The following is a 15934-nucleotide window of genomic DNA, read 5'->3' on the forward strand; positions in this document are numbered from 1 at the left end:
CAATCCGGAAGCGATTCTGTAAAACCGCCTGTAAAACCCCTTATTTTCAGCCATCTCCCAATCAGGCGCAAACCCTTGCGCCATATACTGGAGCGGGTAGAGGGAATCGAACCCTCGCGTTCAGCTTGGGAAGCTGACAAGCTACCATTACATCATACCCGCGTGCGCCCTCGTTAGCATGAGGGTTGGCCTTCGGGCAATCGCAAAGCGGTCCGTTTCGGCACGACGCCGTCGTGCTGCGGATCACGGCGCGCCTGCGGCCGTGAATTGCCGGTTTGCCTTCGCGGCCTTGTCGCTGGTGGCGAAACTTGGCCAGTATTTCGAGATGGCCAGCGTCGCGCCGGCGGAAGAGAAGTGGCCATAGTCGAAGTAGAGAAATTCATTGGTCTTGGCGTCGGCGTATGAACAACCGGCCGAGTCGCACAGATACGTCAGCGGATCTATGAAATCGGCCCCTTTGGTGAACGGCAGAACCCGTGCGTTGATGCCCGGATCCATAGCCATAGGCCAGGATGTGGTTCCGGCATGCTCCCGCTTCACCAAGAAAGCGATCTTCTGGACGTCGGCGATGAATTCCGGAGACTGGCCGACGGTATAGACCTTGACCCCCATCTCGCGAAGCCGGTCGATCGTCTTCTGCAGGCCGGCGAAGCCCCTGGCCTGGTAGTCGGTCCATCGGCCGCTCAGGATCACCGCCTGGATGTTTGCGTCGCGAATGATCGACAAGGCCCGTTCGTTGAAGCGGGTGCAGGCGGGCCGAGCATAGGAAAAATAGGTCAGGTCGGGCGGACAGCCGGCATAGGTGTATTGGATGACATTGGCCTGGATTTTCTGGGCGTTGGGCTCAAGTCCCGATACATAATGGGCAGCGAAAGAATCGCCCCACAGCAGCACATCGGTGGCAAAGCCCGTTGTACGGGTGCAGTCGGCGAGATTCCAGTCTTCGATGCGGGTCCCGTTTTCGTTGAAGCAGATGCCGTTGCGCCAGTCGCCGACCCGGATACGTTCGGTCGAGAAGTCCGGGAACCGTTGCGGGAAACCGTTGCCCAGTGCACCGGCCAAACCACCGGCGCACAGCAGCGCGATGGCCGTCGCCGAAAAAGCGAAGATAGGCAGCGGTGCGGTATAGGCTCGTTTCTGGCGGAAGGGCTGCTCGACATATTTCCAGGAGAATGCCGCCAAGGCGAAACTGGCCACCGTCATCGCGACAATCGTTGGCACACCGACGGTCTTCAGCGAGAGATAATGGACGAACGAGTTGATCGGCCAATGGACGAGGTAAAGCGAATAGGAAATCAGGCCGACCCAGACCAGCGGCGCCAACCGAAGCACGCGAGTGGCGACAGGTGCCGGCCTGTCGGCGTTATCCTGGCCAGCATAGATCAGCAGTGCTGTTCCGATGCAGGGGAATAGGGCATTGTAGCCGGGAAACGGATCGCTGTCCGAAATCATCACAAAGCCAAACGCAATCAGGGCAAAGCCGGCGAGGCCGATCAGTTCCACCGCCAGCCGACCGGCTGGGACCGGAGGCTTCCGCAACATCAGCATGGCGCCCAGCGCCAGCTCCCATATGCGCGTCGGCAAGAGATAGAAGCCTGCCGTCGGTGCCAGCGAGGTTGCTATGACTGCCAGGGCAAAGCTGCCGACGGCCATCGGCAGAAGTACCGTCAGCCAGCGCTTCGAGACGTATCGGTGGATCAGATAAAGCAGGATCGGCGCGAAGATATAATACTGCTCTTCCACCGAAAGCGACCATGTGTGCAGGAGCGGCCGCAGTTCTGCGTCGATGGAGAAATAGTTCATCGTTCTCCAGAAATAGATATTCGACCAGAAGGTCGAGGCGGCGATCACGCTAAGGCTGAATTCGTGGAGATCCGAAGGCAGAAGGATGAACCAGGCGGCAATGCTCGCGAGCAGGATGACGAAGGTCAGCGCCGGCAGGATGCGCCGGGCGCGGCGCCAGTAGAAGCGGCCGATCGAGAACTGGCCCCGCTCAAGATCATCGAGCAGGCTGCCGCTGATCAGATAGCCCGATATGACGAAGAAGATGTCGACACCGGTGAAGCCGCCAGGAATGGCGGACACGCCGAAATGGAAGAGCACGACGGGCAGCACCGCAACGGCCCGCAGGCCGTCGATGTCGCGCCGGTAGTTCATCCGGCCGGCTCGCGCGCGACCACCATGATCCGTGCGGCCGCACCCGACACGCTCATGCGGCGATGCCTTCGGTCGTGCTGAAAATCCCGGCTCGTCGATCTCACAGGCTTACCCTCAGGCAGCAATTTTGCTGCGCTGCAACATGGGTGTCAAGGCATATATTGGCTGTCGCGAAATCCGCCAGGAACGCACAGGATCAGGCGCCGGGCAGATAGATTACCGCGTAATCGTCCGAGTAGGCCCGTTTCCAGCCCAACTGGTCGAAGAAGGGAATCCGGCTGTCGTCGGCCGACAGCAGCGCCCAATCTATTGCGTATTTCTTCAGGCGGGCTTCGAGGAGCGGCTTGCCGTCTCCGCGTCCGGTGTCGTTGTCGCTCTTTGTGAAGCCGCCCAGGAACAGCTGGTCCGTCCGTCCGTCGATATAGGTCTTGAACCCGTGGAAAATCAGCGTGCCGCCGAAATTGTAGGAATTCAGCACATTACCGGACAGATGATGGCTTTCGGCGAATGCCAGCGCCCCGCTGGCCGACGTCTTCGGGCTCGGCGTGACCTGATAGGCGCTGCCGAGCACGGCGACCGCGCCGATCAGCAGAACGGCTGCCGTGCCGCAGATGGCGTAGAACCGTCTGGCTAAGAATCTCTCCAGCCCGTCGCGCTTTTCGGCCAGCCATGCGGTGGCTGAAAGCGAGGGATATTGCTGTGCGACTTCGACCGCGATCACCAAGGGGACCAACAGGAAGAACAGATACATGAAACGCACATGGGCGAGATAGACATGCAGGGTGAAGACGACGAACAACGCCTTGGCCCAGCCAATTCGCAACCGGGACACCAGAAGCCCGAAAAGTCCGAGCAGCATCGCCACTTCCTGGACAGGGCTGTCCGGCGGATTGAACGGTTTCCATTCCATGATCAGCGACACCGCCTCATTGCCGTAGGCCACGGCGAGCGTCGCGAGGATGGCCTGGACGCCATAGGGGTGGATCAGGCTCACCAGCGGGCAAAGCAGGCCGAACGCGATCCACTTCGCCAGCAGGGACGGTTTCGACAGGCCCGTGCGCGCCAGCAGATCGAGACCGGCGAAAGCCGCGATGACGAAGCTCAAGGTGAAGGTGGCGTGCAGGTTCGCCCATAATACGACCAGCACAAGCAGCCACCAGGGCGGCGCCCGTTCTTCCCTTGCCGCACCGAAGAGGACCGCTGTCCAGATGACGATGATCGGGAAGGTGAAGACATGCGGACGCGCCGTGAAGATCGGGTTGATCAGGAACACCGCCGCGAACGCCAGTGTAATCGCCAGGATCGGCTTCAGCCATGCGCTGAGAAACCACCCCATCAGGAAAACCGTCAGGGAGATCGAGGCGATGATCGCGGTGACGACCCCGTTCCAGCCGCCCGCCCGGTAGGCAAGAGCCAGCAGGACCTGCCCCAGCCATTCCTTGGCAATCCAGGGCTGGCCGGCAAACGTGTAGGAATAGGGATCGACGGTCGGAAATGTCCGGTTAGTCAGGAAATCCAGACCGACCTTCACTTGCCACCAGCTGTCGGGATCCTGCAGGGTGGCGCCTGCCTGGGCACCCAACGCACCCGCCATCGCCAAGGCCGCGAGCAGGCAGAAGATCAGCCTGCTCCGCTCGTTGTATGTCGCGGCCGCCGCACTGGCCTGAGCGTCGTTCATGCTGCGCCGCCTCTAATCGGTTCCGGTGACAGTTGGGTGTTCAAGGTGTTGGATTGGCGGGCTGCCGCCGAGGCTTGTCGGCCACCCGAACTGTGCGGTCGGTGCTGTCGTCCCCACGCCCCACAAACACGAAGCGAGCCGAGCCAAGATAGAAAACAACCGAATAGACGCAGATTCCCGCGAGGTGGACCAGCGGGTTTTCGACGATGCCTGCTGAACGGGCGGCGATTACGACGGCCAGATTGATGCTGTAGGCGACCAGAAAGACACCCCCATAGCGCAGCGCGGTCCCGGGCTGGAAGCCATCGGCTCTGCTGAAGGTCCATTGGCGGTTGAGGAAGAAGCCGAGGACAAGGCCGGCGGCATAGCCCGTGGCGTTGGCAAGGATGTCGCCCAGACCCAGCGCAAGCCCGGCCAGAATGACCGCGTATCCCAGCGCCGTGTTCAACAGACCGACGGCGCCAAATCGCAGCATCCTCGGGAAGTCAAACGGCAGGCTTGACCACATGCGCAAAATATTGGGCTCCGACAGGTACCTTGGTGAGGAAGCGCTCGAACGGCCTCAGTCTCGCAAGCATCCGAGGAAAGAAAATCCGGTAGACGATCCTCGTATTGGCAAGGCCCGCCTCGGCCATGCGCCCGCGCATCTCGCGCGAATTTATCAAAACCGCGTTTTCGTCGAAGGCACAGTTCCTCACCGCGTGCGTGGTCAGCGGGTTCCAAGGATTGTGTTCGAAGACGAAGAAGCTGCCGCCATAGGCCAGCACCCTGCCGATCTCGGCGAACAGTCCGATCTGCAGGTTCTCGGGGATATGGTGGAAGACGCAGGCCGCGAAGGCCAGGTCGAAGCTGCCGTCGGCAAAGGGAATTGTCTTGCCGTCGAAATGCGTGAAGGCGGCCTGGCCGGGAAAGCGCTTGCTGGCGATGTCGAGCGATTCCCGCGAAGGATCGAGCAAGGTGATCTCCGCGTCGGGAAACGCGTTGCGCATATGGCCGAGCGAATTGCCGACGCCGGCGCCGAAATCCAGTATTCGTCGCGGTTTGACACCGGCCCGCCGCAGCGTCGCGGCGACGTCGTCGATCTTGTACCTGGCGAAGAAATCCGGGTTTTCGCCGCTCAGCCTTATGCTTGCGGCATGCTGCTCCTGATATTCCCGCGCAAACTGGTCGAATTCCGCCTCAAGCACGTGCGGCCCTCTTTGCCATCTCCTGCAGGCGATGGACCGGCAATTCGCCGTCCTCCACCGCCTGGCTGCGCGAAACGATCTCGTTGACGAAGTAGAGCGGCCGCCGCTTTGTCTCCATGTACATGCGCCCGAGATACTCGCCGAAGATTCCAAGCACCATAAGCTGGACGCTGCCGAGGATCAGCACGATCGCGGCGAGGCTGGTCCAGCCGGGCAACACGTTTCCGACCGACCATTCGAGCAGCGTGTAGCCGAGCACGACCAGCCCCAGAAGCCCGAACATCATTCCGAGCAGCGAGGCGAACCGCAAGGGCACGATGGAGAAGCTGGTCATGGCGTCGACCGCCAGAAGAAGCATTTTCTTCAGCGGATAGTGGGTGGTGCCGGCAAAGCGGCGGTGCCGCTCATAGGGGAAAGCCACCTGTCTCAGCCCGATCCAGCTCACCATGCCGCGAATGAACCTGTAACGTTCTGGCATCGCGTTCAGATGGTCGAGCGCGCGACGGTTCATCAGTCGGAAATCACCGGTATTCGGGGCTATGTCGACGTCGACCATCCGGCGCAGCAAGCGATAGAACATGGATGCGGAGGCGAGCTTGAACCAGCTTTCGCCATCGCGCGTCAGCCTCTGGCCGTAGACCACATCGAAGCCTTCGTTCATCTTCGTCATCATCGCGCCGAGCAGTTCAGGCGGATCCTGCAGGTCGGCATCGAGAATGAGAATGCGCTGGCCGCGACAGAATTCGAGCCCGGCGCTCAACGCGATCTGGTGGCCGTAATTGCGGGCAAGGTCGATGGCGACGATATGGTCGTCCTTTTCAGCCAGCTGCAGAATGGCCTCGCGCGTACCGTCGGTCGCGCCATCGACGACAAGGACGATCTCGTAGGAAGGGCCTTGCCCAAGGCACGCGGCTGTTACCCGCCGATGCAGTTCGGCCACGCCATCCAGCTCGTTGTAGCATGGGATGACCACCGACAGCATGACGCCGCGTCGCGCGGTGTTTCTCTCCGTCTCCACCAAAGCCTTGCTCCCGCTATCCGATTGGGAATAGCGGCAATTGGTTAGAAAACAGATAAGCCAGCGGGATCGGCCGCAACCGTGGGCCGGCCATCATTTCTGCCGCACGCGGCCACCGCCCGAACCGGCAACTCCATGCGGATGCGGGCGCCTTGCCAGGAGCCGGCCAATATCCGGATGGAGCCGTCGTGCAGCAGTGCGATCTGCCGGGCAAGGTTCAATCCCAGGCCCGCGCCGCGCGATTGCGGCCGCAGTCGGTAGAAGGGCTCGAAAACGTTCTCGTGCTCATCGGCTGGAATGCCTGGGCCTTCGTCGCGGATTTCGACGCCGCCGGTTTCATCGATCGCTATGGTGATCGTGCCGGAACCGCCGCCATGATCGATGGCATTGCGCACGAGATTTGCCAGCGCCCGCTCGATCTGCAGCACGTTGATCTCGACATGGACCTTGTTGGCTGGCGGCTCGAAGGCAAGATCGTAGCCTGCTTCGATGGCGAGCGGGGCGAAGTCGGCGGCGACCCGGCCGACAAGATCGCAGAGGTCTATGATCTGGCGCTGGTCCGCCGGGCGGTCGAGCAGCTGGTGGTCGAGCAGCTGTTGCGCAAGATGCGACAGGCGCTCGATGTCATGCAGCAGGCGCGCGCTTTGCGGTTCCTGCTTCAGCAATTCGGCGCGCGTGCGCAGGATGGCGATCGGCGTGCGCAGTTCGTGCGCGGCGTCGGTGAGGAAGCGGTTGTGCCGGTCATAGCCCTGGGCGAGGCGCGCCAGCGTCTGGTTGAAGGCATGCACCAGCGGGGCGATCTCCTGCGGCACATTCTTGACCGGCAGCTGCATCGCACGGGTGCCGATGTCGATGCGCGCGGCCTGCTGGACGGTGTCGACGAGGCCGGCAAACGACCGGCGCACGACGGCTGGCGTCGTCACCAGGGTCGTGGCTCCCATGACGAGGACGATCGGCAGCAGCAGGATGACGATGATGGCCGCGAGAGCGGGAAGCGCCTTCTCCCAGTTCCTGCTGCCGTCCGGGTTCTTGGCGACGTCGATGGTGGCCGAAATGGTGACTTCGAGGCCGTCGGTCTCTTCCCGTGACGATCGCGTCGCGGCAATGATCTGAACCGTGCCAGCCTTGGTCGAAACCCTTTCGAGATAGGCCTCCGGCCTCAAATCATCTTCGGAAAAACCGACGGTGGCGTGATCGACCTGGCCCAGCAGATCGCCAAAATTCCTGGTGTAGACGTCGGGTATGTTGCCGAAGCGGATGCTCTGGCCGTTGTTGTCGCGGATGATGTACCAGACATTTGGGAAACCCTCACGAAACGAACGCAACCCATCGGTCTCATGGACGATCAATCTGCCGTTGCCGTCACGATCGACGGCATCCTTGAGGGTGGCGACGGCAGCCTCGTTGTCGACAAGAAGCCGTGGATCGGCGATCCACAGCGCGGCCGCGCACAGCACGATGAAGACAAGAAGCGTCGCCGCCTGCAACAGGATCATCCGGCGCACCAGCACCCATTGCAGCGATCGCGTGCGCGGCTTCTTCACGAGGCGGCCCGCAAGAGATAACCGAGGTTGCGGATCGCCCTGATCTCGATGCCGGCAGCGACGTCGTCGAGCTTGCGACGCAGCCGCGAAATGTGCGCATCCAATGCGTTGGAGCCGATCTCGTCGTCGAGAGCATAGACGGCTTCTTCCAGCGCCCCGCGCATGATCGTCCGCCCCGGCCTGCGGATGAGCGTTTCGAGCACCAGCCGTTCGCGCCGCGGCAGTTCCAGCGCCTGGTCCTCGACAAGCGCCTCGCGATGGCGGAAATCATAGGTGAGGCGGCCGACCATCACCTGATTGGCACGCGTGGTGAACGAACGCCGGTGCAAGGCATTGAGCCTGGCGACCAGTTCCACCGTGGCGAACGGTTTGACCATGTAGTCGTCGGCGCCGGCGTCGAGCCCCGCCACGCGATCGTCGAGCCCGCTGAGCGCCGTCAACGCGATCACCGGCACGTCCAGATGCAAGGCCCGCAGGCGCGGGATCAGGCTGAGGCCATCGCCATCCGGCAGCCGGCGGTCCAGCACCACCGCGTCATGGTGGCCGAGCCGCGCCACGGCTTCGGCATCCGCCAGTGTCGCGGCATGGTCGACGATGATGTCCTGGCGCTCGAGCGCGGTCTTCAGCACCGAGGCCATTTCCGGCTCGTCCTCGATCAGCAGGATGCGCATGCGCACTCTCCGTCACAGGCAGCCGGCACGCTATGGCAATTCATTCGCATTCCAGCTTCGGTTGACGAAAATTGGTGATGAACCATCTGCCGCCCGAGGCGCGGGCATAGAACGTATAGAAGCATTCCTGGCGCTCGATATAGCCAGGCGTTTCGGTTTCTTCGTAGACGGTTCCGTGTTTTGTGTGGCGAACTTCGCCGCTGGAGCTTCCGGAAACCGCATTGGTGGATATTTTCCGCCACTGATAGGCCCGCTCGCCCCGGCCGAGATCAACGACGGCGGTCGGCGGCCCGTAGTCCAGAATGACCGATTCGACCGGTTGCCCGATGTAGTTCTTCATGATGTCGGAGGCGCATCCCGTCAGCACCAGCACGATCGCGATGAAGAACGCCTTGGAGATCCACACCAGATGGTTTGCGCTGCGTTTGGACATATCCGATTCCCGTCATCAAGGTCATCCGCGGCACCGAATGCATGTCGCCCAAAAGCGGTCCCGGTTTGGGACAACGACATGCACAAAACAAAACCTGAAGCGGGCCGCATGATCCGTTTCGATGCGACGCGCTTTAGGACGTGAAGATTGCATCGGCATTACGCAGGACCTGGCACACAAATGCGGTCTGCCGACACGCGTCGATGACGGTGCGGATGGAGGCAAAGCAATTGCGCGGTCCCGTTGCATCCGGGCGCCGCGCAAGGTCGTTCAAGCAAAATACAGAACAGGTTCGGCGGAACCCATGGCCTGCTTAGAACCGGTAGTTGATGCCGGCCTTCAGTTCATGGCTGCCGATCGTCGCCTTGGATTTGCCCAGGGCGGACGTCGTTTCGACGCCTGGGGTGCGCACATAGTCATATTCGACCTTGGCCGAGAGGCCGCCGGCAAAACCCTGCTCGATGCCGCCGCCGACCAGATAGCCGAGTTTCCATCCGTCGATATCGTTCACCTTGTCGCCCTTGTCGAATTTGGTCATGGCGACGCCGCCGGTTCCAAACAGCAGCGTCTGGTCGAAGCTCAAGCCGGCCTTGGCCTTGGCGGCACCGCGCCATTTTTCCTTGATCTTGCCGCCCCGGACGTCGTGCTCGGCGCCACCCAGATAGGAGCCCTCGATCTCGGCACCGAGAACCGCTGGACCCATCTGCTGGTTGTAGCCGGCCTGAAAGCCGCCGCTGAGACCATTCCTGCCGGCAAACGGGTTCGGCATCCCGGTGAACGCCGTGCCGCCATGCACGCCGACATAGGCGCCGCTCCACTGGAACGCGGGGGGATCATTGTAGGCGGGCGAAAGGTCGGCGGCCATCGCCGGCCCCAGGAGGCACATGGCAAGGGCACTTGCCGTCAGGATGATCTTTGCTTGAGAGAACACTGCATTACTCCAACACGCGCGCGCATCCGGCAATCGATGCGCAGGTTTCCCGAAGAACTCGACCGTTGAGGCGGTCGGGCTCCGATTTGGTGTCTTTCAGGGATGGTTGCGCGGTCCTGGGACTGGCTTTCGCCAGTTGTGGTAGGGGGTCAGATCGCCCGCGCGGCCAATCGCCTGAAAGACGCCGACCGTCTCGCAGGCGAAAATTGCACGCACATTGCGGGAAATCGAAAAATGAAGGTTTTTCGCTTTGTTTTCAATAAAGTAAAGCGATGTTGTTTACGCAAATTTAACAGTCTGGCGCGGGTTTAGTCCGTTTGGCAGCACAAGCCTGCCATGCAATCGCGCGGTGCAGGCCGTTGGCATCCCGCAAAACTCCCGGCTTGAAGCGGACAAGCCAAGTGCGTATGTCTGGCCGACGCCCTCGAACCTGGGTGCCTCAATCGGGAGACGAGCCTTGTCCGCACTGACGCGCTTTCTTGGCGACTCGCCGCTCAAGGTGATCCTGAAACTGCTGGTGGTGTCTTTCCTCGTCGGCCTGGTCATGAATGCCTTCGGCTGGTCGCCGATGGATGTGCTCTACGGCATCCGGAAGTTCTTCATGGACCTGTGGAATCTCGGCTTTCATGCCATCGACCGTTTCCTCGGTTATATCCTGCTGGGCGCGGCTATCGTCGTGCCGGCGTTCATCCTGTTGAGGCTCGCCAACTACCGGAAGTAGAGCATGATCCCGAACCGCAGGTCCGCGTCAGCGAACCCTGGCACCGGTTTTTGGACAAGATCGTACTATCGGGCGTGACCCGCGGCGACCTCGAACAGGATGGCGTGGCGCGCGGCAAGGGCGGGCACATCGGTGGAATAGCCACCGCCGATGACGCCGCAGACCGGAACGCCCTGCGCGCGAAAATGGCTGATGACCATGTCGTCACGGGCGCGCAGGCCGTCATCCGACAGCGACAGCCTGCCAAGCCGGTCATCTGCATGGACGTCGACGCCGGCATTGTAGAACACGATGTCCCAATGCGCCTGTGCGGACAGCTCCGGCAGGATGGCGGCGAGCCTCTCGAGATAGGCAGCGTCACCCGTGCCGTCGGGCAGCGCGACATCGAGGCCGGAGGCGATCTTGCGCACTGGGTAGTTGCGGTCGCCATGCATGGAAAAGGTGAACACGCGCGGGTCATCGGCGAGAATATCCGCCGTGCCGTCGCCCTGGTGCACGTCGAGATCGACGACCAGGATGTTTCGTGCCGCGCCTTCGGCGAGCAGCACCAATGCGGCGACGGCGACATCGTTGAAGGTGCAGAAGCCCGCGCCTTGCGCGCGCCGCGCATGGTGGCTGCCGCCGGCGGTGTTGCAGGCGATACCGTGGCGCAAGGCCAGCCGCGCCGCCAGCACCGTGCCGCCGGTGGCAAGCTGCGCGCGCAGCGAGACGCGGGGTCCGATCGGAAAACCGATCTCGCGTTCGATCTTTTCGGGCACGCGGCAGTTGATGACCTGGTCGACATAGTCCGCCGCATGGGCAAGCTCCAGCCATGAAGCCGGCGCCGGTTCGGCGGTGCTGAGCGCCTCGGGGCCGGCGAGGCCGCGTGTCCGCAGCGCCTCCATCAGCAAGGGATATTTGCTCATCGGAAAGCGATGGTTGACGGCGAAGCCGGCGTCGTAGTCGGGATGATGGACGATCTGCAGAGGCATGAACTCGTATCCGGCTGGCTCACGCCAGACCGGGATTTCGGTTGGCCGTCAAGGGATAGGTGATTGCGCGGTGGCCGGAAAATGGGGCACATCGACGGTTCCATCAAGCCGCAATCAGCAAGGCAGCAATCCTTGGACAAAGGTGCAACCCCAGCCGACGCCGGATCCCCGATCCTCTCGGGATCGCCGATTCACTCCGGATCATTTGTCGTCACCAACCGCTCCGTGCTCGCCATCGCGGTGCCGATGACGCTAGCCTATCTGACGACGCCGATGCTCGGCCTGGTCGACACGGCTGTCGTCGGCCAGTTCGGCGATGCCGCCTTGCTTGGCGGCCTGGCGGCCGGCGCATTGATCTTCGACGTCGTCTTCACCTCTTTCAATTTCCTGCGCTCGGGCACCACCGGCCTTGTCGCACAGGCATTTGGGCGTGGCGATGCCCTGGAGGAACAGGCGGTGTTCTGGCGCGCCGTGCTGATCGCGGTTATCGCCGGCATCGTGCTCGCTGCCCTTGCGCCGCTGGTCGCCATCGCCGGGCAAAAGTTCATGGGCGCCGAACCGCGCGTCAGCGAGGCGATGGGCGTCTACATCAGGATCAGGCTGCTTGCAGCCCCCTTTTCGCTGATCAACTACGCCATCCTCGGCTACGTGCTGGGGCGCGGCGAGGGCGGGCTTGGACTGGTGCTGCAATTGGTGCTGAACGGCATCAACATCGCGCTGTGCTTCCTGCTTGGGCTGAAACTTGGCTGGGGCGTCGCCGGCGTTGCCTGGGCGACCGTCACCGGTGAGTTCCTGGCCATGCTGCTCGGCCTGGCCATCGTGATCCGCCGGTTTCGCGCGGCCCCGCCCTTGCCGCGCCATCGCCTGCTCGACATGACCGCCTTCCTGCGCATGCTGTCGCTCAACCGCGACATCATGATCCGTTCGTTCTCGCTGCTCGCCGCCTTTGCATTGTTCACCCGCCAGGGCGCGCAGTTCGGCACGGTGACGCTGGCCGCCAACGCCGTGCTGATGAATTTCTTCCTCGTCGCCGGCTATTTCCTCGATGGCTTTGCCACCGCCGCCGAACAGCTGGCGGGCCGTGCCGTCGGCGCACGTGCCGCCGCACCGTTCCGCCAGGCCGTGCGGCTGACGCTGTTCTGGGGTTTCGGGCTGGCGGGAGCCGCGACGCTGGTAATGCTGTCTGGTGGCGCCAATCTGGTCGCTCTCGTGACGACATCGGAGGACGTCCGTTCGGTGGCCGACATCTACCTGCCATGGGCGGCATTCACGGCGCTGAGCGGTGTGCTGGCGTTCCAGATGGATGGCGTCTTCATCGGCGCGACCTGGTCCCGCGACATGCGCAACATGATGCTGCTGTCGTTCCTGGTTTTCGCGGCCGCGCTGCTGACCCTTGCGCCGGCCTTCGGCAACACTGGACTGTGGGCGGCGCTGCACGTCTTCCTGCTGGTGCGAGGCTTCAGCCTGCTGACGATCCTGCGGCTCAGGGTGCGGACGGCGTTTTAGACGGTGTCCCTGCGCCGTCCAGGACACTGAGCGGCAGCTTCGCGATAGGAATTTTTTCTTGACTCGGTGACCTCAGCTATGGTAGATTTTTGCCCATGGTGCTGATTTGCGCCAATGACCCGCCGCACTGGCGGGTTTTTTGTTTGATGCGCCGTCAGCCAACGCCCGGCGAAAGCTCCGAAGGAACCCGTCGACCCGAGTTCGTTGCACCATCTGCGAGCGGGCCGTCAGCCGCGACCTGCGCTCCTGAGAGCAGTTCAGAGTTGCCTGGACGCCCAGAAGTCGAGGCGGCTGTCGCGCAACTCGCAAATCGACTTCAGCCGTTCTTTTTCGACGAAACGGGCCATTCCGGAAAGAATACGGCCTGGCAGCGAAGGCCCGGCATAGATCATGCCGGTGTAGAGCTGCACCAGATCGGCACCCGCACGGACCTTGTCCAGCGCCGTATCGGCGGAATCGACGCCGCCGACGCCGACGATGGCAAGCTCCGGCCCGAGCAGTTTGCGCATCTTCGCCAGCACGATGGTCGAACGCTCGAACAGCGGCTTGCCGGAGAGCCCCCCGCTCTCGCGTGCGGTGTCGCCGCTGCGCAGTGGCGGCCGGGAGATGGTGGTGTTGGAGACGATGACGCCGTCCACCCGCTTTTCCGTGACTTCGGCGGCGATGTCCTCCAGCTCTGCCTCGACCAGATCCGGCGCGATCTTCAGGAACACCGGCGGCTGGGCGGTTGCCGCGGCGCGCGCGGCCATGACCCGCGACAAGAGCTCGCCAAGCTGCTCACGCGCCTGCATGTTGCGTAGGCCCGGCGTGTTGGGCGAGGAGATGTTGACGGTCAGATAGCTGGCGTATTGCGCAAACCGGGCGGCGCCGCGCTCATAGTCGCCGATGCGGTCGCTGCTGTCCTTGTTGGCGCCGATGTTGACGCCGACGATGCCGCCACGCCCCTTGCGCGCAGCAAGGCGCTTTTCGGCCGCTGCATGGCCTTCATTGTTGAAGCCCAATCGGTTGATCACCGCATCGTCGGCCGTCAGCCGGAAAATGCGCGGCTTCGGATTGCCGGCCTGCGCCAGCGGCGTGATCGTGCCGACCTCGGCAAAGCCGAAGCCCAGGCCAAGCAGCGCGTCGGGCACTTCGGCGTTCTTGTCATAGCCGGCCGCCATGCCGAGCGGATTGGGGAAATCGAGGCCGCAGATGCTGACCGTCAGCCTGTGGTCGCGGATCGCTGGTGCACCAACCGGAACGCCGCATCGCAAGGCCGCGATCGACAGGCCATGCGCGGTTTCCGGATCGAAGGCGAACAGCAGCTTCTGGCCGAGCCGGTCGAGCACGCTCATTGCCCCTCCAGTGCCGGGAACTGGTGCACACCATCGGAGCCAAGCGGCAGTGGCCGGACCCACAGCACAGCCTTGAGGCCGAGCGGACCATAAAGATGCGGAAACAGCGCACCACCGCGCGAGACCTCGTATCTCAGCGCAGCACCCAGGCTGGCGCCGTCGATGGCGACCAGCAGAAGGTCGGTCTGGCCGGCAAAGTGCTTTGCCGCCGTTTCCTTGACCTGCGCCGCCGTGGAGAAGTGGATGAAGCCGTCTGCGACATCAATCGGCGCGCCGGTGAAGCGGCCATGCGTTTCGGCCTCGCGCCAAAGCGCCTGCGGGGTTATCTTGTAGATAATCTGAGACATGGTTGCGCTATAGAGCAGTTCCAGGAAAAGTGTGAAACGGTTTTCCCGGGAAAAGCGCATAGCGCTTTCCCTTGGGAATTGCTTCAAAAGATTCCGAACCAGCCATTCGGGAAAGGCCACGCCAAGGGTCTTCCCCATTTCCGGCGCAAACATGCGATATCTGAGGCCTTTGCCATGGAGGACAACATGCGTCTGCAGCACATCTTGATCCCCGCCGCGCTCGTTTCGCTGGTCGCGGCTTCAGCTTATTCGGAAGAAACCGACCGCTACCGGCTGGAAAAGTCGGCCACCGGCTATATCCGCATGGACACCCAGACCGGCGCCATGTCGATCTGCGACGAACGCTCCGGCCAGCTCGTCTGCAAGATGGCGGCCGACGAACGCGCCGCTTTCCAGGACGAGGTCGACCGCTTGCAGACCTCGATGAAGGCGATGGACGAGCGCGTCACCAAGCTCGAGAATTCGCTCTCCGCCCGCCTCGAATCGAAACTGCCGAGCGAAGAGGATTTCAACAAGACGATGGGCTACATGGAGCGCTTCCTGCGCGGCTTCATGGGGATCGTCAGGGATATGGACAAGGACAACGGCGCCCAGCCCAATTCGCAGAAGACCTGAGCGTTTCAACCACGGGAGGCGGCGCACTGGCTTTGCCGCTTGAAAACAGCGCGCAGCCGCTCATAATCGTCCAGTTGAACCCGAAAAGCCAAAAATCATCGGGGATTCGGGGAGGGACATTTGCCGGCAGGCTATTCTTTCGTCATCGCCGACGATCACCCGCTGTTTCGCGGTGCGCTGCGCGAAGCGCTCGCCGGCATCGGCAATGTCGCCGCCATCCATGAAGCCGGCGATTTCGAGAGCGCCAAGGCGCTGGTCGTTGCCAACGAGGACGTCGACCTGGTGCTGCTCGACCTGTCGATGCCGGGCGCCAGCGGCCTGTCCGGCCTGATCTCGCTGCGTGGCATTCATCCGGCGGTGCCGCTGGTCGTGGTGTCGGCGCATGACGATCCGGCGACCATCAGGCGGGCGCTCGACCTCGGCGCTTCCGGCTTCATCTCCAAATCGGCCAGCATGGAAGAGATCCGCAGCGCCGTGCAATCGGTGCTTGCCGGCGATATTGCAGCACCCGTCGGCGTCGATCTCGGCACCGAGCGCGACCCTGAAATATCCGACCTGATCAAGCGGCTGCAGGCGTTGACGCCGCAGCAGACCCGGGTGCTCGGCATGCTGGCCGAGGGCCTGCTCAACAAGCAGATCGCCTATGAACTCGGCGTCTCCGAGGCCACCATCAAGGCGCATGTCTCCGCCATCCTGCAGAAGCTCGGCGTCGACAGCCGCACCCAGGCGGTGATCCTGCTGTCCAAGATCGGCAGCGACCCGCTGCAGCCGGCGGGCTCGAGATTGCGGTGATCAACACACCGCTCAAACCAGCGGTACTG

General features: G+C 62.6%; 16 protein-coding genes and 1 tRNA gene. 4 read left to right on the forward strand and 13 right to left on the reverse strand.

From position 1 onward, the window contains the following. Nucleotides 1-88: 88 nt before the first annotated feature. The 10 genes from EN990_RS07370 to EN990_RS07415 all read right to left on the reverse strand — a co-directional run bounded on the left by EN990_RS07370 (nt 89) and on the right by EN990_RS07415 (nt 9619). A tRNA-Gly gene (locus EN990_RS07370) sits at nt 89-162 on the reverse strand. Nucleotides 163-243: 81 nt separating this feature from the next. After that, nucleotides 244-2157, reverse strand: a complete 1914-nt coding sequence (locus tag EN990_RS07375) for an acyltransferase family protein (protein ID WP_127384511.1) — start codon at nt 2155-2157, stop codon at nt 244-246. A 196-nt stretch (nt 2158-2353) separates the two neighbouring features. Next, nucleotides 2354-3835, reverse strand: a complete 1482-nt coding sequence (locus EN990_RS07380; protein WP_127368327.1) for a hypothetical protein — start codon at nt 3833-3835, stop codon at nt 2354-2356. Nucleotides 3836-3875: 40 nt separating this feature from the next. After that, a complete protein-coding gene (locus EN990_RS07385; RefSeq protein ID WP_032899145.1) occupies nt 3876-4343 on the reverse strand; it encodes a GtrA family protein in 468 nt (155 codons plus the stop codon). After that, nucleotides 4321-5022, reverse strand: coding sequence for a class I SAM-dependent methyltransferase (locus EN990_RS07390; protein WP_063170022.1), 702 nt, complete (start codon nt 5020-5022; stop codon nt 4321-4323). The genes EN990_RS07385 and EN990_RS07390 overlap by 23 nt, the downstream gene beginning before the upstream one ends. Then, entirely contained in the window at nt 5015-6004 is a 990-nt protein-coding gene (locus EN990_RS07395) for a glycosyltransferase family 2 protein (RefSeq protein ID WP_181172679.1), read from the reverse strand. Before EN990_RS07395 ends, EN990_RS07390 begins: the two co-directional genes overlap by 8 nt. An 80-nt stretch (nt 6005-6084) precedes the next feature. Continuing rightward, on the reverse strand, nt 6085-7584 hold the full coding sequence (locus tag EN990_RS07400) for a HAMP domain-containing sensor histidine kinase (RefSeq protein WP_127368326.1): 1500 nt from the start codon (nt 7582-7584) through the stop codon (nt 6085-6087). Then, nucleotides 7581-8255, reverse strand: coding sequence for a response regulator transcription factor (locus EN990_RS07405; protein WP_013533623.1), 675 nt, complete (start codon nt 8253-8255; stop codon nt 7581-7583). The genes EN990_RS07400 and EN990_RS07405 overlap by 4 nt, the downstream gene beginning before the upstream one ends. 40 nt (nt 8256-8295) lie before the next feature. Further along, entirely contained in the window at nt 8296-8688 is a 393-nt protein-coding gene (locus tag EN990_RS07410; protein ID WP_013533622.1) for a hypothetical protein, read from the reverse strand. A 313-nt stretch (nt 8689-9001) separates the two neighbouring features. Further along, nucleotides 9002-9619, reverse strand: a complete 618-nt coding sequence (locus EN990_RS07415) for an outer membrane protein (protein ID WP_127368325.1) — start codon at nt 9617-9619, stop codon at nt 9002-9004. Nucleotides 9620-10076: 457 nt separating this feature from the next. On the opposite strand from EN990_RS07415, the gene EN990_RS07420 reads away from it, so the two are divergent. Next, the gene (locus EN990_RS07420; RefSeq protein WP_013533620.1) at nt 10077-10340 is read left to right on the forward strand and encodes a DUF6460 domain-containing protein; all 264 of its coding nucleotides are present in this window, start codon (nt 10077-10079) and stop codon (nt 10338-10340) included. A 65-nt stretch (nt 10341-10405) separates the two neighbouring features. On the opposite strand, the gene EN990_RS07425 is transcribed toward EN990_RS07420, so the two are convergent. Beyond that, complete coding sequence (locus tag EN990_RS07425) at nt 10406-11311, reverse strand: histone deacetylase (protein ID WP_127384510.1); 906 nt, start codon at nt 11309-11311, stop codon at nt 10406-10408. Nucleotides 11312-11443: 132 nt separating this feature from the next. Here EN990_RS07425 and EN990_RS07430 point away from each other — a divergent pair, with 132 nt between their 5' ends. After that, complete coding sequence (locus EN990_RS07430; protein ID WP_127368323.1) at nt 11444-12817, forward strand: MATE family efflux transporter; 1374 nt, start codon at nt 11444-11446, stop codon at nt 12815-12817. Between the two features lie 257 nt (nt 12818-13074). Here EN990_RS07430 and EN990_RS07435 read toward each other — a convergent pair whose 3' ends face one another. Continuing rightward, on the reverse strand, nt 13075-14151 hold the full coding sequence (locus EN990_RS07435) for a quinone-dependent dihydroorotate dehydrogenase (RefSeq protein ID WP_127368322.1): 1077 nt from the start codon (nt 14149-14151) through the stop codon (nt 13075-13077). Next, entirely contained in the window at nt 14148-14498 is a 351-nt protein-coding gene (locus tag EN990_RS07440) for a DUF952 domain-containing protein (RefSeq protein ID WP_024503140.1), read from the reverse strand. The genes EN990_RS07435 and EN990_RS07440 overlap by 4 nt, the downstream gene beginning before the upstream one ends. Nucleotides 14499-14684: 186 nt before the next feature. Here EN990_RS07440 and EN990_RS07445 point away from each other — a divergent pair, with 186 nt between their 5' ends. Then, the gene (locus tag EN990_RS07445; RefSeq protein ID WP_013533615.1) at nt 14685-15113 is read left to right on the forward strand and encodes a hypothetical protein; all 429 of its coding nucleotides are present in this window, start codon (nt 14685-14687) and stop codon (nt 15111-15113) included. A gap of 120 nt (nt 15114-15233) precedes the next feature. After that, entirely contained in the window at nt 15234-15905 is a 672-nt protein-coding gene (locus EN990_RS07450) for a response regulator transcription factor (RefSeq protein WP_127388266.1), read from the forward strand. The last annotated feature ends 29 nt before the right edge of the window (nt 15906-15934 follow it).

Origin of the sequence: Mesorhizobium sp. M7A.F.Ca.US.005.03.1.1, assembly GCF_003997975.1 — a bacterium.
GTDB lineage: Bacteria > Pseudomonadota > Alphaproteobacteria > Rhizobiales > Rhizobiaceae > Mesorhizobium > Mesorhizobium ciceri.

Bases quoted from the DNA above. Each gene is read 5' to 3' on its own strand.
- EN990_RS07380 (WP_127368327.1), bottom strand. From the start codon at position 3,835: ATGAACGACGCTCAGGCCAGTGCGGCGGCCGCGACATACAACGAGCGG.
- EN990_RS07440 (WP_024503140.1), bottom strand. From the start codon at position 14,498: ATGTCTCAGATTATCTACAAGATAACCCCGCAGGCGCTTTGGCGCGAG.
- EN990_RS07435 (WP_127368322.1), bottom strand. From the start codon at position 14,151: ATGAGCGTGCTCGACCGGCTCGGCCAGAAGCTGCTGTTCGCCTTCGAT.
- EN990_RS07395 (WP_181172679.1), bottom strand. From the start codon at position 6,004: ATGCTGTCGGTGGTCATCCCATGCTACAACGAGCTGGATGGCGTGGCC.
- EN990_RS07405 (WP_013533623.1), bottom strand. From the start codon at position 8,255: ATGCGCATCCTGCTGATCGAGGACGAGCCGGAAATGGCCTCGGTGCTG.
- EN990_RS07385 (WP_032899145.1), bottom strand. From the start codon at position 4,343: ATGTGGTCAAGCCTGCCGTTTGACTTCCCGAGGATGCTGCGATTTGGC.
- EN990_RS07425 (WP_127384510.1), bottom strand. From the start codon at position 11,311: ATGCCTCTGCAGATCGTCCATCATCCCGACTACGACGCCGGCTTCGCC.
- EN990_RS07375 (WP_127384511.1), bottom strand. From the start codon at position 2,157: ATGAACTACCGGCGCGACATCGACGGCCTGCGGGCCGTTGCGGTGCTG.
- EN990_RS07410 (WP_013533622.1), bottom strand. From the start codon at position 8,688: ATGTCCAAACGCAGCGCAAACCATCTGGTGTGGATCTCCAAGGCGTTC.
- EN990_RS07445 (WP_013533615.1), top strand. From the start codon at position 14,685: ATGCGTCTGCAGCACATCTTGATCCCCGCCGCGCTCGTTTCGCTGGTC.